Annotated in this window: 17 protein-coding genes; 9 read left to right on the top strand and 8 right to left on the bottom strand. The window is 39.7% G+C overall.

Annotated elements, in window-relative coordinates:
- Window positions 1–195 precede the first annotated feature (195 nt).
- From AAEZ22_RS03440 to AAEZ22_RS03455, 4 genes are all read left to right on the top strand, one after another.
- On the top strand, window positions 196–1,623 hold the full coding sequence (locus AAEZ22_RS03440; protein WP_352296171.1) for an amidohydrolase family protein: 1,428 nt from the start codon (window positions 196–198) through the stop codon (window positions 1,621–1,623).
- Window positions 1,624–1,716: 93 nt separating this feature from the next.
- Entirely contained in the window at window positions 1,717–2,571 is an 855-nt protein-coding gene (locus tag AAEZ22_RS03445) for a carboxylate/amino acid/amine transporter (RefSeq protein WP_011328843.1), read from the top strand.
- A gap of 41 nt (window positions 2,572–2,612) precedes the next feature.
- Window positions 2,613–3,854, top strand: coding sequence for a glycerophosphodiester phosphodiesterase family protein (locus tag AAEZ22_RS03450; protein WP_352296174.1), 1,242 nt, complete (start codon window positions 2,613–2,615; stop codon window positions 3,852–3,854).
- 59 nt (window positions 3,855–3,913) lie between these two features.
- On the top strand, window positions 3,914–4,648 hold the full coding sequence (locus AAEZ22_RS03455; RefSeq protein ID WP_352296177.1) for a dienelactone hydrolase family protein: 735 nt from the start codon (window positions 3,914–3,916) through the stop codon (window positions 4,646–4,648).
- Window positions 4,649–4,706: 58 nt separating this feature from the next.
- Here AAEZ22_RS03455 and AAEZ22_RS03460 read toward each other — a convergent pair whose 3' ends face one another.
- On the bottom strand, window positions 4,707–5,630 hold the full coding sequence (locus tag AAEZ22_RS03460; protein ID WP_011328846.1) for a LysR family transcriptional regulator: 924 nt from the start codon (window positions 5,628–5,630) through the stop codon (window positions 4,707–4,709).
- A 143-nt stretch (window positions 5,631–5,773) separates the two neighbouring features.
- Here AAEZ22_RS03460 and AAEZ22_RS03465 point away from each other — a divergent pair, with 143 nt between their 5' ends.
- The 3 genes from AAEZ22_RS03465 (at window position 5,774) to yghU (ending at window position 8,067) form a co-directional block, all read left to right on the top strand.
- On the top strand, window positions 5,774–6,457 hold the full coding sequence (locus AAEZ22_RS03465; RefSeq protein ID WP_086998826.1) for a type 1 glutamine amidotransferase domain-containing protein: 684 nt from the start codon (window positions 5,774–5,776) through the stop codon (window positions 6,455–6,457).
- Between the two features lie 113 nt (window positions 6,458–6,570).
- Window positions 6,571–7,155: a rhomboid family intramembrane serine protease gene (locus AAEZ22_RS03470; protein WP_086998823.1), complete on the top strand. Its 585-nt coding sequence runs from the start codon at window positions 6,571–6,573 to the stop codon at window positions 7,153–7,155.
- A gap of 72 nt (window positions 7,156–7,227) precedes the next feature.
- Window positions 7,228–8,067, top strand: coding sequence for a glutathione-dependent disulfide-bond oxidoreductase (gene yghU / locus AAEZ22_RS03475; RefSeq protein WP_011328849.1), 840 nt, complete (start codon window positions 7,228–7,230; stop codon window positions 8,065–8,067).
- A 75-nt stretch (window positions 8,068–8,142) separates the two neighbouring features.
- On the opposite strand, the gene AAEZ22_RS03480 is transcribed toward yghU, so the two are convergent.
- From AAEZ22_RS03480 to AAEZ22_RS03510, 7 genes are all read right to left on the bottom strand, one after another.
- Window positions 8,143–8,598 carry a hypothetical protein gene (locus AAEZ22_RS03480; protein ID WP_208834129.1) on the bottom strand — a complete coding sequence of 152 codons (456 nt, stop codon included), beginning with the start codon at window positions 8,596–8,598 and terminating at the stop codon, window positions 8,143–8,145.
- 12 nt (window positions 8,599–8,610) lie between these two features.
- Complete coding sequence (locus AAEZ22_RS03485; RefSeq protein ID WP_352296180.1) at window positions 8,611–8,889, bottom strand: EF-hand domain-containing protein; 279 nt, start codon at window positions 8,887–8,889, stop codon at window positions 8,611–8,613.
- Window positions 8,890–9,098: 209 nt separating this feature from the next.
- Window positions 9,099–9,779, bottom strand: a complete 681-nt coding sequence (locus AAEZ22_RS03490; RefSeq protein ID WP_089368620.1) for a response regulator — start codon at window positions 9,777–9,779, stop codon at window positions 9,099–9,101.
- An 8-nt stretch (window positions 9,780–9,787) separates the two neighbouring features.
- Entirely contained in the window at window positions 9,788–11,239 is a 1,452-nt protein-coding gene (locus AAEZ22_RS03495) for an ATP-binding protein (RefSeq protein WP_011328853.1), read from the bottom strand.
- Complete coding sequence (locus AAEZ22_RS03500) at window positions 11,239–11,769, bottom strand: hypothetical protein (protein ID WP_011328854.1); 531 nt, start codon at window positions 11,767–11,769, stop codon at window positions 11,239–11,241. The genes AAEZ22_RS03495 and AAEZ22_RS03500 overlap by 1 nt, the downstream gene beginning before the upstream one ends.
- A gap of 9 nt (window positions 11,770–11,778) precedes the next feature.
- Entirely contained in the window at window positions 11,779–13,431 is a 1,653-nt protein-coding gene (locus AAEZ22_RS03505; protein ID WP_352296183.1) for a YHYH protein, read from the bottom strand.
- A gap of 33 nt (window positions 13,432–13,464) precedes the next feature.
- Entirely contained in the window at window positions 13,465–14,073 is a 609-nt protein-coding gene (locus AAEZ22_RS03510) for a flavin reductase family protein (RefSeq protein ID WP_208834128.1), read from the bottom strand.
- A gap of 120 nt (window positions 14,074–14,193) precedes the next feature.
- On the opposite strand from AAEZ22_RS03510, the gene AAEZ22_RS03515 reads away from it, so the two are divergent.
- The gene (locus AAEZ22_RS03515) at window positions 14,194–15,705 is read left to right on the top strand and encodes a cryptochrome/deoxyribodipyrimidine photo-lyase family protein (RefSeq protein WP_352296186.1); all 1,512 of its coding nucleotides are present in this window, start codon (window positions 14,194–14,196) and stop codon (window positions 15,703–15,705) included.
- On the top strand, window positions 15,695–15,829 hold the full coding sequence (locus AAEZ22_RS03520; protein ID WP_352296189.1) for a DUF2256 domain-containing protein: 135 nt from the start codon (window positions 15,695–15,697) through the stop codon (window positions 15,827–15,829). Before AAEZ22_RS03515 ends, AAEZ22_RS03520 begins: the two co-directional genes overlap by 11 nt.
- The last annotated feature ends 92 nt before the right edge of the window (window positions 15,830–15,921 follow it).

The raw sequence follows: 15,921 nt of genomic DNA on the forward strand, positions 1-15,921 counted from the left end.
TTCCACGATGTGTGAAAAAGAAACCATCTAAATATCCGTATAAAAAAAAGCCAGTCAGTGTTAACTGACTGGCATTAGCCCGCTTGCGGGCTTTTTTATTGCCATTAACTTAACCCACTTTTATAACCTTTTAACTCAAAGAAAATACCACTTTAAACAACTATGTTAATCTGAATAAAAAATTCAGGTGCCGCTATGAAACTCATATTAATACTCCCCATCACGCTTATTTTAGCTGCTTGTAACCAAGTGACTCAAAAACAACAAGCCGACATTATTATTAACCACGCCAATGTAATTAATATGATGACAGGGAAAATTACGGCTAATCAATCCATTGTTATCAAAAACTCTACTATTGTAGCCCGCGGCGGCAATGAGCTAAATTTACGTTACAGCGCTACGAGTCAAATTGATGCCAGTAGTCAATATGTAATGCCTGGGCTTTGGGATATGCATGTACACTTTGGCGGCGGTGAGCAACTAATAACAGAAAACAAACAGTTACTGCCGTTATATTTAGCCTATGGCATAACCACAGTGCGCGATGCAGCCGCTGATTTAAGTGAATCGGTATTACAATGGCGCGAGCAAATTAATCAAGGCACATTAATAGGCCCTACTATTTATACCTCAGGGCCAAAGCTAGAAGGTAAAGACTCAATTTGGCCTGGCGACTTAGAAGTAGAAACCAGCGCAGAAATGCACGCCGCCATTGATAAACTTGAGGCCATGAATGTCGATTTTATTAAAATTACCGACAGCGCTTTAACGCCACAGTTATACTTACAAGCAGTAAAAGAAGTTAAAAAGCGCGGTTATCAAATTTCGGGGCATATTCCTTTTTCGCTTTCGGTAACCGATGTGTCAAACGCAGGGCTTGATGCGATTGAGCATATGACCTACATGTTAAAAGCCGCCGCCGATAACGAACAAGAAATTTCTGCTAAGGTAAAATCAGGTATACTGAGCTACTCCAGTGCGCTGCCAATTATTACTGAGCATGTTGACAAAGCCACAGCAATGAAAAAATATCGCGTACTCGCAAAAAATAATACCGCTGTTGTGCCTACCTTAATTGGCGGCCAAATTACGGCCTACATTGATGAAAACGACCATCAGCAAGACGAGTACCTAAATTATTTAGGCAAAGGATTAAAAGCCACCTACCAATGGCGAGTTGATCGCGCAAATAAAGATACCCCTGAGCAAATAACACAACGCAAAGAGCGCTTTATAAAAACGGCAAAATTACTCCCTTGGGTGCAGCAAGCTGGCGTATCAATTATTGCAGGTACCGACGCCGGTTTTTTAAATTCTTATATTTATCCGGGATTGTCGTTGCATCAAGAACTCGCTATTTTTAGTGATTACGGGCTTACCCCGTTACAAACACTACAAAGTGCCACAATAGCTGGGCCTAAATTTTTAGGTAAAACGCAGCAATTTACCAGTTTAGAGGTAGGTAAAGTGGCAGATATTATTATTTTAGCGCGCAATCCGTTAGTTGATATTAGTAACACGCAATCATTACAAGGCGTTATTAGCCATAACCGCTACTACAATAAAAAAGCGCTAGAGCATTTAAAACTACAAGCAAAGCAATTTGTAAGTTCACAATAGTTACTTTTTAGTCCACTTGTTTTATCAAGTGGACTATTACCCTTTTTTATTATCTAGGTTAAACTCGTTGTTTTATTTGGAGTTATAAAAACCATGGCTTACTTGTTTGCCGTCACCCTATTATGGGCGTTCTCGTTTAGCTTAATTGGTGTGTATTTAGCAGGCCAAGTTGATGCATGGTTTAGTGTGCTAATCCGCATTGCACTGGCTGCATTAATCTTTTTACCGTTTTTAAAGGTTAAACAGACTCCTAAACCATTGGCGTTAAAATTAATGCTTATTGGCGCAGTACAACTTGGCGCTATGTACAGCTTTTACTATCACTCCTTTTTATATTTAAGCGTGCCTGAAGTACTACTATTTACAGTAATGACCCCGCTTTATATCACCCTACTAAACGATGCTTTAGAAAAACACTTTAACCCTCGCTTTTTTATTGTTGCTATTATTGCCATTGGTGGCGCGGTAGCCATTAGGTATGAAGGCATAAGTAGCGACTTTTTGCTTGGCTTATTATTAGTCCAAGCGGCTAACCTGTGCTTTGCCATTGGCCAAGTGGCCTATAAACGCTTAATGAGTAACAGTACCCTTGAGCACAAATCGGTGTTCGGTTGGTTTTTTATCGGCGCTTTGTGCGTTGCTTTAGTGTGCTACCTGCTGTTTGGCAATACCGATAAACTACCGACAACCACAACTCAATGGAGCGTGCTTATTTATTTAGGAATCGTAGCGTCTGGGTTTGGTTATTTTGTTTGGAACAAAGGGGCTACCTTAGTAAATGTGGGGGCGCTGGCGGTAATGAATAACTTACTGATCCCTGCTGGTATTATTGTTAATGTGCTTATTTGGAACAGAGATGCCGATTTATTCAGGCTAGCTATTGGTGCTGGAATTATTTTAGCTGCATTATTGGTGAATCAATACTTTAATAAAAGTGCCATAAAATAGCGCTACACTTACATTATCTTAATAATTTAAAGTTGTTTTAAATGCTCGATAAAATAATTTTAGTCGCCTGTTTTATTTTTATAATTACTGGCTGTAGCAATACACTAATTAACAAACAAAATACTCAACTGGGTACGCGTCCTTATTATTTAATTAACGATATGGACGCTGGTGATTTAAAGGCACAATTAGAATCGTGTAGTGAAGGCCCTTTTTATCGCACCGACTTTTCAATTGGGCATCGCGGTGCGTCTATGCAGTACCCTGAGCATACCAAAGAAGCCTACACTGCTGCTGCAAGAATGGGCGCAGGTGTTATAGAGTGCGATGTTACATTTACAAACGATAATGAGCTTGTATGTCGCCATTCACAATGCGATTTACACACCACAACCAATATTTTAGCCATTCCTGAATTAGCGGCTAAATGCAGCGAACCATTTATCCCCGCCGACGCTAAAAATGCAGTAACCGCCTCTGCAAAGTGCTGTACTAGCGACATTAGCTTGAGCGAGTTTTTAACGCTTAAAGGCAAAATGGATGGTGCAAACATGCAAGCAACTACTGCTAAGCAGTATATGCAGGGCACTCCCAATTGGCGCACCGACTTATACGCAACTAATGGCACATTAATGACGCATAAACAAAGTATTGCGTTATTTAAAGCACTCGGGGTAAAAATGACTCCTGAGCTTAAATCACCAGAAGTTAGCATGCCTTTTAAAGGCATGACACAAGAGCAATACGCGCAAAAAATGTTAGATGAATACATGCAAATGGGTATACCGGCATCGCGAGTATACCCGCAATCATTTAATCTTGATGACGTAAAATATTGGATAAACAACAATCCTGATTTTGCTGATCAAAGTGTCTATCTTGACGGGCGCGATAGCGATGCTGGGTTCGATCCAAGTAATCCACAAACATGGCAACCTAGCATGGATGAACTGGTTACTAATGGGGTGAAAATTTTAGCCCCACCTATTTGGATGATGTTAAAAATAGATAAAGAAAGCAATATTGTGCCATCACAATACGCAATTGCCGCTAAAGCTGCAGGCTTAGAGCTTATTGCATGGAGCCTTGAGCGCTCAGGTCCACTTAACCAAGGTGGTGGCTATTATTATCAATCAATTGCTGATGTAATAAATAACGATGGCGACATGATGAAAGTAGTTGATGTACTTGCGCAAGATGTTGGCGTAATGGCTATATTTTCCGACTGGCCAGCAACCGTAAGCTACTACGCAAGTTGCAATAAAATGCCTGCTAGTCTTTAACTAGTCGTATATTTTATCGCGCTCAGTTACCATATAAATTTATATAACTGAGCGCAATTATGATCATCGAACAACATAACGCCGACTTGCCTACCCCTACAGGGTTGATGCGAACCACTATATACCGCCCTCAGGCGCAAGGGTTGTTTCCTGCACTTATTTTTTACTCTGAAATTTTTCAGCAAACCGCCCCTATTGCCCGCAGCGCCGCTATTTTAGCAAGCCATGGCTTTGTAGTATTAGTACCTGAAGTATTTCATGAGTTAAATCCTATTGGCACTGTGCTCGCTTACGACGACGCAGGTAAAGACAAAGGTAATGCCGACAAATGGGCTAAACCTTTAGAGCATCACGATAGCGACACCCAAGCCATGATCGACTTTGTAAAACAACAAAACTATTGCACAGGTACGCTTGGTGTAATGGGTGTATGTATTGGTGGGCATTTAGCATATAGAGCCGCATTAAACCCTGAAATTAAAGCTGCATTTTGTTTATACGCAACCGATATTCACAGTAATACATTACCGGCAAAACCAGGTAATAACTCATTTGAACGTATAGCAGATATACAAGGCGAAATTCACTTTGTATGGGGTAAACAAGATCCACATGTGCCGCAAGAAGGCCGCACTAAAATTTATCAGCAATGCGTTAATACGGGTATAAATTACCAATGGCAAGAAGTAAACGCACAACATGCCTTTATGCGCGACGAAGGTGAGCGATACGACGCAGCGCTTGCAATAAGTATGTATCAACAAGCTGTGGCATTATTTAACCGCACTTTATAAATTAGATGTTTAAATTAATCCAAACGCTGGATAATAAATCTTTTAACCAGCGTGCATGTTAAATATTTTTTAGCATGCCTAAAGCAGTATGTTGTTTTACAAAGTAGGCTTTTAAATAATCTATAAATAGCCGCAATTTTTTAGAGCCTGCTGCGCCTGGCGGAAACACCCCATAAAGCTCAATATCTTTGCTTTTGTAATCGTCTAATATAATTTCTAACAACCCTGCTTGCACTTTAGGCCACGCATCGTACAGTGGAATACGGCCTATGCCATGCCCGGCTTCAACAAAAGCAGTACGGGCAGCAGCGTTATTGGTACTTAAACCGCCTTGCATTGTAATGTCGTGTTTTTTACCTTCTTTTGAAAGGGTTAACGTTTTACTGCCCAATTGATACACCACCCATTGATGCTGAGCTAACTCAACAGGGTTTTTAGGTTTGCCAAAATGAGCAAAGTAATCTGGCGAGCCACAAATACAGGTACTCATTGTTGTGAGTTTCGTTGCTTGTAAATTAGAGTCGCTTAGCGCCACCCCACGAATGGCAAAATCAAAACCATGCTTTATAATATCAACTACATCATCGCTAAGTTGTAGGTCTATGTTAATTTTGGGGTATTGGCGTTTAAAGCTATTAATAGCAGGCACTATTAATTGCATCCCTACATTTACCGGACAACTAATTTTGAGCAGCCCCTGAGGCTCACTTTTTATATTTTCTATTTGTTGATTTGCCGCATTGGCTTGCTCAGTAATTATTCTGCAGCGCTCGTAATACGCCACTCCCGCCTCTGTTAATGCCATAGTGCGTGTTGAGCGATTTAGTAGGGTAATTTCAAGTTGGGTTTCTAATTTTTTTAAATGGTAACTTGCCACCGCACGCGTTAAACCTAAATGCTTAGCCGCAGCGGTTAAACTACCCTGCTCTACAATTTGTGCAAACACCACCATACTTTTTAACTGCTCAAACGACACTTTCATAACATCTCCTAAATCCACTGCATTATTGTATCAATTATTGAACCAATAAAGTTAAATTTATCATCGTTGTTTAAAGCATTATTAGTGCATATAGTAGTTGGTAGCAAAATTAACTAATTTAAATCATCAAAAGGAATATTCTAATGGCTAAAAAAATACTTATGGTTTTAACCTCACATGCAGAATTGGGCAACACAGGTGAAAAAACAGGTTTTTGGGTAGAAGAATTCGCAGCCCCTTATTACGCATTTAGAGATGCAGGCGTTGAAGTCACTCTTGCATCGCCAAATGGCGGCCAGCCCCCGATAGACCCTACAAGTACTCTTGCTGATTTTCAAACTGATGCAACTAAACGCTACGACGCAGACAGCGCCGCACAAGCATTAATGGCCAATACCAAAGTGCTTAGTGAAGTAAATTCGACAGATTTTGACGCGGTATTTTACCCAGGCGGCCACGGCCCACTATGGGACTTAGTAGAAAACACCGACTCTATTGCACTTATTGAAAGCTTTATTAAAGAGCAAAAGCCAGTAGCGGCTGTTTGTCATGCCAGTGCCGTATTTTTGAATACTAAAGATGCCGATGGTAATGCACTTGTTGCTGGTAAAAAAGTAACTGGTTTTACTAACAGTGAAGAAGCGGCAGTACAACTTACCGACATAGTGCCGTTTTTAGTAGAAGACGAACTGATTAAAAAAGGCGGCGACTATCAAAAAACGGATGACTGGGGTGTACTTGTACTCGAAGATGGCCTAGTAATTACCGGTCAAAACCCAGCAAGCTCAGAACTTGCTGCTAAAAAGCTACTAACCAAACTAGGTTAATAACGATTTATAAGTAAAAAGCACAGCATTTAATGCTGTGCTTTTTTAATTGCTTTGCATTAGCAAATACAATTCCTATACTGGCAACTATTAAGCTCAACTAGGACTATTATATGGCAACCACACGGTCATTACTAACAAGCAAACGCTTCGCTATTTTTAGTATTGTTACAATTTGCTTTGTGTTACAGCTAATTAATAGCTTACCTGGCATTAACCTTAATGGTTTTGGCATTTATCCGCGCAGCATTAATGGCTTAATTGGCATACTGAGCGCGCCATTTTTACATGGCAGTTGGTGGCACTTTGCCAGTAACATGCTGCCTTTTATGGTTTTAAGTTGGTTAATTTGCCAATACAGCGTTAAGCGTTTTTATAACGTATTTATTTTTACCGCATTAGTAGGTGGTTTTTTAGTATGGGCACTTGGTCGTAGTAATATTCATGTTGGTTTAAGTGGCGTTATATATGGGTTGTGGGGTTTTATACTTTGCTATGGCGTAATTAGACGTTCATTTAAATCCATTGTTATTGCTGTTGTCGTTGCCCTACTTTACAGCGGATTTGTTTGGGGTGTACTACCACAGCGCTTGCATATTTCGTTTGAAAGCCACTTATTTGGAGCATTGAGCGGATTGTTTTTAGGCTATAAATTAGCAAAATCCGACAAACTTAAAAGTCAAAAAACTCGCCTTTAATTTATTTTAATGGCCACATTTATTAATACATATATTTTTTATATGTATTTCATTTAAACAGAGGTTATTTTTATGAGTGATCAAAATCAATACACCCCACCCAAAGTTTGGACATGGGACAGTGAGAGTGGCGGTAAATTTGCCAGCATTAATCGCCCCATTGCCGGCGCAACTCATGACAAAACCTTACCTATTGGCGAGCACGCATTTCAGCTTTATTCGCTTGCTACACCAAATGGTCAAAAAGCCGCTATTATGTTTGAAGAGCTGTTAGAGCTGGGCTTAACCGATGCAGAATACGACGCATATTTAATCAGCATAGGTGATGGTGATCAGTTTGGTTCTGACTTTGTTGATATTAATCCAAATTCAAAAATTCCAGCGTTAATGGATCATTCAACCACGCCGCCAACGCGTATTTTTGAATCGGGCTCTATACTGCAATACCTAGCAGAAAAGTTTGATGTGCTTATACCTAAAGATTTAAAAGCTAAAACTGAATGTCGTAACTGGCTATTTTGGCAAATGGGCTCAGCGCCGTACTTAGGTGGTGGCTTTGGCCACTTTTATAGTTATGCACCCACTAAAATGCAATATCCTATTGATCGTTTCACCATGGAAACCAAGCGCCAGCTTGACGTGCTAAACCGCCATTTAAGTGCAAACGAATACATGGCAGGAGATGAGTACTCAATTGCCGATATCGCAATTTGGCCTTGGTATGGCTCTTTAGTGCTTGGCGACATTTATGATGCAGCTGAATTTTTAGATGTTGCCTCATACACTCATGTTGTACGTTGGGCTAAACAGGTTTCAAAACGCCCTGGCGTAAAACGTGGTCGTCGCGTTAACCGCACATGGGGACCTGAAGAAGAGCAACTAGCAGAGCGCCACAGTAGTAGTGACTTTTAACCTTGCTGTTATTGATAAACTAAAAAATCAGCTGTAATAGCTGATTTTTTAGTTTAGGTGTTGCCTTATTTATAATTACGCTTTAACACTCAGTATCGAATCACCTTGTGATAAAGCAAACTTTTCTTGAACCGCCGATAAAATAGAACTTTTATCTTCGTCATTTAACTGGCTTGAATACTGCGCTAACAACTCATCTAAATAACTAACTACATCTTTAGTATTTACTTGCTCAATTGAATTTTTAGGCGGTGGTGGCGGGCGCTGACCTTCAGGTCGAGCATCATCACCTATGCTTTTAGCGTCAAACTCCAACTCGTCCATTAGCTCAGCCAACTCTTTTGTTGGCGCTATACCTTGCTCTTTAAGTGCAGCTTGAATACTTAGCGCGTTTTCTGCCGTTAAATTTTCGGCATCGAATTCAGCGAGTGTTTGTTTTACAAAGTCACTTTGTGCTGTTGTTAACTTTGCGGTTTGGCTACTTTGTTGCAGCACCAGGCTTGCAGAATTACTGCTAATATTATTAATCATTACAGTATCCTTTCAACGCTTACGACGAGGTGGTTTATGATCATTTACTTCTTGCTCACTAATTTCGCCATTACCATCTGAATCTATTTCGTCAAAAATTGTTTGTGCGTCTTCGCCGTGTGGTGGTTTTTTAGCGCTAAACTCTGCATAGCTAATTACGCCATCGCCATTGGTATCCATGCTTGAAAAATCAGGTTTAGATGGTTTGCTATCGCTGCCTCTTGCTGCAACATTTACTGAAAAAGCAACCGACAATAGTGTAATAATTGTAAGTGATGATAAGTGTTTCATGCTCGTAACCTTTTGTTTAATTAATAACAAAAGATTACGCTGTAAAAATGCAAATAATGTGCAAATAATGAGGAAGTCAAAATAATGTATATCGCTAATGCATAAATTTAAAATGATAGCAAAATGCTAATGCGAGTAAAAAGCTAAAGTGGTTATTAATTACTTACGTTAACGCATCGTATTATGCTAATTAATCAAACATTTTGTTGTTAATTACACTGCTGTGGATTTACAAAGCGATAACCAACACCATAAACCGATTGAATAACGCTGTCGGTTTTGGTTAATTCGTCCAGCTTTTTACGCAATTTTTTTATATGACTATCAATAGTACGCTGGCTCACAATACGTTGATCGGCGTACATAGTATCCATTAAGCTATCGCGCGAATAAATACGGTTAGGGTTGTTAAACAAGGGCTTAAATAACTGAAACTCAACATTGGTAAGCTCAATACTTGCTGCTTTGTATTTTACACTGTAGGTGCTTTCATCAAGTTGCATAACATTGGTTTTTGGCTCAACGTTATTCAAGCGCCTTAAAATAGCTTTAACACGCGCCACCAGCTCCGCATAACTAAAAGGCTTACAAATATAATCATCGGCTCCTAATTCAAGCCCAAGTAATCGGTCAATCTCCTCTACCTTTGCCGACACCATAATGATAGGCACATTAGAGAACTGCCTAATTGCTTTACACAATTCAATTCCGCTTTGACCAGGTAGCATTATGTCGAGCAAAATCACACTAGGCTTGTTAATTTCAAGCCAAGGTAGTACTTCATTACCATGATGTATTTGATGCGTTATGTAATGATGGCTTGTTAAAAAATCGCTTATTAAGTTAGCCAGCTTAACCTCATCTTCTACAATCAGTATTTGCTCTTGCATAGTGTCCTCTAAGCTTTAAATAAGGGTAATTTAATAATGATAGCAAGACCGCCTAAACTAGATTTTTCAGCTTTAATCTCGCCTTTATGACCTTTAACTATGTGCTGACAAATAGATAACCCCAAACCCGAACCGCCCTCTTGGCGATTTCGCGAACTATCTACTCGGTATAAATACTCAAATAAGTGCGATAAATGCGATGGCTCAACCCCCACGCCATTATCTTCAATAATAAGCTGTAAATACATTTGCCCTTTAATACTTATATTACTCGCCGTTAATGAAATAGTAGAGCATTGTGCGTAATGCACTGCGTTCATTAAAATATTATCGAATAACTGTAAAAGGCGTGTTTTATCTGCTTGAACGGTTATATTTTTTGCAGCATTTAATAGGTAGAGCTTTATATTATGTTGCTCAAGTATAACCTGATATTTTTGCTCAATAGTATTTAATAACAATGCCATATCAGTAGCTTGCATAGTGTAATGCATGCCCCCTAACTCTGCGCTATTGAGCATATGCAAATCGTCTATTAAGCGCTTTAAATGCAGGGCTTCGTCGTTGGCCGAGTTTATATTTTTTGCATTTGGCTCGCGTATGCCAAGTAGCATAGCTTCAAGCTCACCAAGCAAAATGCTCATTGGCGTTCTAAGCTCATGAGAAATATTGGCAAGCCAGCGTTTACGTACTTGCTCGTCTTTGGCGAGCGTAAATGCAAGCGTATTAAAATCCTCGCTTAACTGCCCTAGTTCGTCTTTTCGATCTAGGGTCAGCTTAGTCTCGTAATTGCCTTGCGTTAAGCGGTGCATACCGTTAGCTATTTGTTTTACTGGGCTAACTAAATGCCGAGATAATAAAAAGGTAACCAGTAATGTAAGCAGTACCGCCGCTAAAGCAATAAACCATAAGTAGTTTGTTTGCTGCTGTAAAAAATCAAGTTCGTAGCCATCAACTAAGCTATCTCTTTTGGATACAGCTAAATAACCAACCGCTTTATTATTCACTGTAATGGCTGTAGTCATATAGTTTAAATTACTTAAATACCTGCCCACTATTCGCTGTTTATTTTCGTCAAGCAAAGCATAATGAGCAATATTTTCAGGAGGTGGTCGGCGCGCGCCTAAAACAATATGCTCGGATGGTGGTGGCCGGCGCATCATTCGCCCTCTTGGATCAGGGCTTTTTGGTAACTTAGATAAAAACTGGCTGTTTTCTAGTTGCGATTCTATAAGCATTCTAAAGTTTTTGTCGCCGCCAATAACTAACTCCCACGAGGGCGTTTTTTGATACTGCTTTGCAAGTTGTAGCGTAAGTGGTTCTAATGCTTTTATCTCTTTTGCATTAACAAAATCAATAACGCCTTGCCCTATACTCCACTGTATAAGTATTACCATCCCTGCAATAACACTAAAGGTAAAACTAAATAGTATTAAAAAAAGTTTATTATGAATTTTCATTAATGCGTATTTTTAACCTTGCTAGGAAAGCTTTCAAATCGGTATGTTATAAACTCTTTGGTTTGATCATTAACATACAACGTAGCAACTATTTTTTTGCCCTGAGCGGTCCAATACATGTGACCATGATTATTTAAAGTAACCGATACGGTATTTATACCACTTTTAAATAAGTTAGCAGGTAAATGCAATGCATGTCCGTAAATTCGCTGTATTTTAACGCCATTAATATATAAATGAGCGTGGCCTTGTAAAAAACCGGTATTTTCGTTTGTTGTCGCGCTCATCATTTGTTGCATGTTCATGGCGCCCTCAGGAGGCACTGATAAATCATAACGCTGTGTATCTAGAATTAAGTTATAACCCGACATACTATCTTTTAATAACTTAAGGCTCAGTGCCGGTGTGGGTGCAGCGTTTGGTACTGCAATAGGCATATGGCTATGATCCATCATTTCCTGCTGCGCAAAGAGCTTAAAGCTCAATAGCACAGCAGTAGTTAGGATCAATGCGTATTTAAAATAGCGCATAGTTACTCCTTACCTTCTTGGTGGTGGACCCATTGTTTCGCCCGTATCACAGCGACCAATTGAATTATCAGCTAATTGACCTTTAAAACGTGGCCCAATTTGATAAGGGAACGAAGGCTGTAATTTACCATCGCTGTCTAACGAAAGTGTTATGTGGTAGTGATAACCTTTACCATCGTTGGTATCGTGGCCGTTATGCTCATCAAGTTGTGCACCTGCTACTGTTTTTTGGGCGTAGTAATAATCTTCAAAATAATAACCGTCGTCGGCATTTAATGTATTACCTGAAAGTGTTGTTACTTCTGCGCCAATAGCTGGGCCTGTATCGCTTATTTGTGTACCTTGGCTAATATCGTATTGATTGACTAAAGTACAGCTTCGCTCACCTTGCGTACCACAACCGCCCTCGCTTGTTGATGCACCATAATCGCGCATTTCCCAACCGCTTAATGCAAGTTGCCCGTTACTTTCATAAGGGCCATAAAGTGGGTAGCCATCAGCTGCAAAACCATAAATTGGTGAATGCGCATCGCCATCATCTTCAAGTAAATCAGCTAAGCAGCTCGTGTAAAAATGATGATGATATTCTCCGTTAGCAGCGTGTCCGCCACATACATCCACATCGTATTGTTCGGCAATTGGCGCTAACGTATACCAAACATTATTACCGTAGCTCATACCATCGCCCCAATTAAATATGCTGGTGCCATTAACCATTAAACCAACTGTACCTAGGCCAGTTTCACAGGTTTCGGTGTCAGGTAAATCGGTGGGTGTTATTGGAAAGTACGCTTCTACAGCTTGTTCAGTCGGACAACCAGGTCCTGGAGGCCAATAGCCTGCACCGCCTGTATCATTACAATTTTCAGTGCTGCTGTTATAACCTATGTCTTCACCAAAAGAGATTGTTTGCCCTACTGCTGCTGAGGTTACACCGTTATAAAAATCGGTGGCTGCACGTGGGCGGTTATTTAGCGCGTCTACTTGCTCTTGTGTAAGCGTTACGTCATATTTTGGAATATCTGTGGTTTGCACGTACATGTATTCAACGTGAGCATCATCTTGTGCAACGCTAACAACTTCAACTGATTGCACATCTTCAACCACTGCACCATTATTTTGTATATAAGTAGAAGTTGTATCCTTGTTAATTAGCCAACTAGCAAGCTTTGCACTGGTATTGCTAGTATAATCTGATGATGCACGCACAGTAATTGTTACACTATCTATAACAACATCATTAGTGCCATCATCTGCACTGAGTTCAAATATCAGTGCTTCGTCGGTTAATACCTCAGGTGCTACAAACTCTGTTGACGTTGCAGTACTTAAAGATAAACTAACGATTGTGCCCGATGTTTGCGACCAGCTAACCGATACTTCACCATCATCTTCAACCGTAGCGTTTAAATAAACGGTATCACCCGCATTAACTATTTGATCAATACCCGCATTAACTGTTGGAGCTGCATTACTGACTATTTCGCCTTCAATAGTTGCACTTGTTGAATCGCTATTACATGCGCTTAAAGCGATGCAAAGTGCACTTAATGCGAATAACTTAGCTACATTCGAGGTTTTTATTTTAGAGTGCGTTTTCAATGTTTGAACCTTTACATTAACGTTTAATAAAACAAAGTTAACAAGTAAAAGTGCAAACAATGTGCACAAACTAAGGAAGAATCTACATTAAAATTACAATTGTGGCCTTTTGAGCACAAATTTATCTTTGGTTGTACTAAAGTAATCGCCGCCCATTTTGCCCACTGCATTTAATAATTTGGGATCAATATAGCCATTACTCATCACGCTATCGTTTATACAAATACCCACTACATCCAATAACATCATTTTTCCGCCGCCAGGCTCATTGGAAATGCTAATAACCTCGCGTAACTTACATTCAAACCGTACTTTTGAACCGGCAACACTTGGCGCGTTAACTAACAGACTTGGAGCTTGGGCGATGTTAGCTGCATCAAATTCACTTATATCACTAGGATAATTTGCACAACTTTGATTCATTTTTTCAACTAGCTCTTGGCTAACTATATTAACCACACATTCTTTAGTTGCCATTAAATTACTGAGCGTATCTTTATTCGTTTTATCACTTGGGTTTACTTGCGTAACGCTTAAAACAGGTGGTTTGCAGCTAGCCACAGTAAAAAATGAATAAGGCGCAATATTCGCAATACCTTCACTATTTAATGTGCTTATCCATGCAATTGGTCTAGGGCTTATTGCACCTACTAAGTAAGAATAAACATTTTGACTGGTGTTTTCGGTTAGATCTAAAAACATACTTTTCCCTTTAATACATTAAAACTAAATCTTAATTCAAAGTAGTTACGTATAGGCTTGGCTGACTTAGCTAAATAACAAACTAATTTTTATCTCCATTTAAAGCAATAAACAAATTATATGAAAATAAACATAGTGTGGTTTAAACGCGATTTACGTCTTAGCGATCATCAACCATTAAAAAATGCATTTAGTAACGGCTTACCTACCCTACTACTTTATAACTTTGAGCCATTAATGCTTGAAGATGCACACTACAATGAGCGGCATTGGCGCTTTGTATATCAATCAATAGTTGAGTTAAATAATCAACTAACACGCTTTAATGCCTGCGTTTATATATTTAATTTAAACATGGGTGACTTACTTGAATCGTTAAAGACGCAGTTTGAAATAGTTAATATTTTTAGCCATCAAGAAATAGGTTTAAACAATACCTTTGAGCGCGATAAAGCCATTAAAGTGTGGTGCCAACATAACCACATTAATTGGCAGGAGTCGCAAACAGGCGCAGTAATTCGCGGCAAAAAAAATCGTAATAATTGGAACGAGCGCTGGCAGCAAACAATGCAAGCACCTATCGCGGTTCCTAATTGGAAAAGTATAAAAACAATTACCCTCAATAATTACCAAGCACCTGAGCTGCCAAGCGCTTACACCCAAAATCACGACAGTTTTCAACAAGGCGGCCCGCTGCAAGCACGCACTGTATTACAGAGCTTTTTTGCCGAACGTGGTAAAGGTTATCAAAAAGGAATATCAAGCCCAAGTTTGAGCCTAGTACATTGCTCTCGGCTTTCGCCGTATTTAGCCTGGGGGAACATTAGCCTTAGGCAAGTGTACCAAATGGCCTTTGACGAATATTATTCAAAACATCCTGATAAAAGAGGCTGGAAGCGCCCACTTGCTGCGTTTGTATCGCGCTTGCATTGGCACTGCCACTTTATGCAAAAGTTTGAAAGCGAATGCTCTATGGAGTTTTTAGCACTTAATCCGGGTTATCACGTATTTCCGTATCGTGATGACGAACATGTAAAAAGCGATATTGAACGCTGGGCGCAAGGTCAAACAGGTATTCCAATTATTGACGCTTGCATGCGCTGCTTAAAAGCCACAGGTTATATAAACTTTAGAATGCGCGCCATGCTTGTAAGCTTTGTAACGCATCATTTAAATATAAGCTGGCAACAAGCAAGCTTTCCTCTTGCTAATTACTTTTTAGATTTTGAACCAGGAATTCACTACCCGCAAATTCAAATGCAAGCCTCGGTAACTGGCATTAATACTATTAGGCATTACAACCCAATTAAACAATCGGAAGATCAAGACCCAACTGGCTCATTTATAAAAAAGTGGTGCCCCGAGCTTGAAAAACTCCCTATTGAATATTTACACCAGCCTTGGCAACAAACTCCAATGGAAGCGCTATTTAACGATTTTAAGCTAGGGGAAGATTACCCCGAGCCCATGCTTGATTTAACAGCTGCTTCAAAAGCAGCGCGCGAGCGCTTATGGCAATATCGCGAGCGAGCGGATGTTAAACGCGCCATAGGGAGTATTCTTAAAAAGCACGTTGCAATTACAGCAAAAACAAGCCAAGTAAAAAATAAAACCACTAACGATGGCTCATAAAAAGCAAAGCTTACCTCAAAAAACATGCCCCATTTGCAGTAAACATTTTACGTGGCGTAAAAAATGGCAACGCGACTGGGACAATGTTATTTACTGCTCAAAGCGCTGTAAGTGCAACAAGTAATAATAGCTGGCGCTTATCTTGCAATAACCTTATAAATACAACGCTTTTTAGCTATTTTGTGATTATTTTTGCAAATAACACTCACCTAGTAT

Source organism: Pseudoalteromonas sp. 20-MNA-CIBAN-0454 (assembly GCF_040308685.1).
GTDB lineage: Bacteria > Pseudomonadota > Gammaproteobacteria > Enterobacterales > Alteromonadaceae > Pseudoalteromonas > Pseudoalteromonas nigrifaciens.

What these genes read in the sequence shown, in the direction of transcription:
- AAEZ22_RS03440 (WP_352296171.1), top strand. Translation starts at nt 196, where the DNA reads ATGAAACTCATATTAATACTCCCCATCACGCTTATTTTAGCTGCTTGT.
- AAEZ22_RS03445 (WP_011328843.1), top strand. Translation starts at nt 1,717, where the DNA reads ATGGCTTACTTGTTTGCCGTCACCCTATTATGGGCGTTCTCGTTTAGC.
- AAEZ22_RS03450 (WP_352296174.1), top strand. Translation starts at nt 2,613, where the DNA reads ATGCTCGATAAAATAATTTTAGTCGCCTGTTTTATTTTTATAATTACT.
- AAEZ22_RS03455 (WP_352296177.1), top strand. Translation starts at nt 3,914, where the DNA reads ATGATCATCGAACAACATAACGCCGACTTGCCTACCCCTACAGGGTTG.
- AAEZ22_RS03460 (WP_011328846.1), bottom strand. Translation starts at nt 5,630, where the DNA reads ATGAAAGTGTCGTTTGAGCAGTTAAAAAGTATGGTGGTGTTTGCACAA.
- AAEZ22_RS03465 (WP_086998826.1), top strand. Translation starts at nt 5,774, where the DNA reads ATGGCTAAAAAAATACTTATGGTTTTAACCTCACATGCAGAATTGGGC.
- AAEZ22_RS03470 (WP_086998823.1), top strand. Translation starts at nt 6,571, where the DNA reads ATGGCAACCACACGGTCATTACTAACAAGCAAACGCTTCGCTATTTTT.
- yghU (WP_011328849.1), top strand. Translation starts at nt 7,228, where the DNA reads ATGAGTGATCAAAATCAATACACCCCACCCAAAGTTTGGACATGGGAC.
- AAEZ22_RS03480 (WP_208834129.1), bottom strand. Translation starts at nt 8,598, where the DNA reads ATGATTAATAATATTAGCAGTAATTCTGCAAGCCTGGTGCTGCAACAA.
- AAEZ22_RS03485 (WP_352296180.1), bottom strand. Translation starts at nt 8,889, where the DNA reads ATGAAACACTTATCATCACTTACAATTATTACACTATTGTCGGTTGCT.
- AAEZ22_RS03490 (WP_089368620.1), bottom strand. Translation starts at nt 9,779, where the DNA reads ATGCAAGAGCAAATACTGATTGTAGAAGATGAGGTTAAGCTGGCTAAC.
- AAEZ22_RS03495 (WP_011328853.1), bottom strand. Translation starts at nt 11,239, where the DNA reads ATGAAAATTCATAATAAACTTTTTTTAATACTATTTAGTTTTACCTTT.
- AAEZ22_RS03500 (WP_011328854.1), bottom strand. Translation starts at nt 11,769, where the DNA reads ATGCGCTATTTTAAATACGCATTGATCCTAACTACTGCTGTGCTATTG.
- AAEZ22_RS03510 (WP_208834128.1), bottom strand. Translation starts at nt 14,073, where the DNA reads ATGTTTTTAGATCTAACCGAAAACACCAGTCAAAATGTTTATTCTTAC.
- AAEZ22_RS03515 (WP_352296186.1), top strand. Translation starts at nt 14,194, where the DNA reads ATGAAAATAAACATAGTGTGGTTTAAACGCGATTTACGTCTTAGCGAT.
- AAEZ22_RS03520 (WP_352296189.1), top strand. Translation starts at nt 15,695, where the DNA reads ATGGCTCATAAAAAGCAAAGCTTACCTCAAAAAACATGCCCCATTTGC.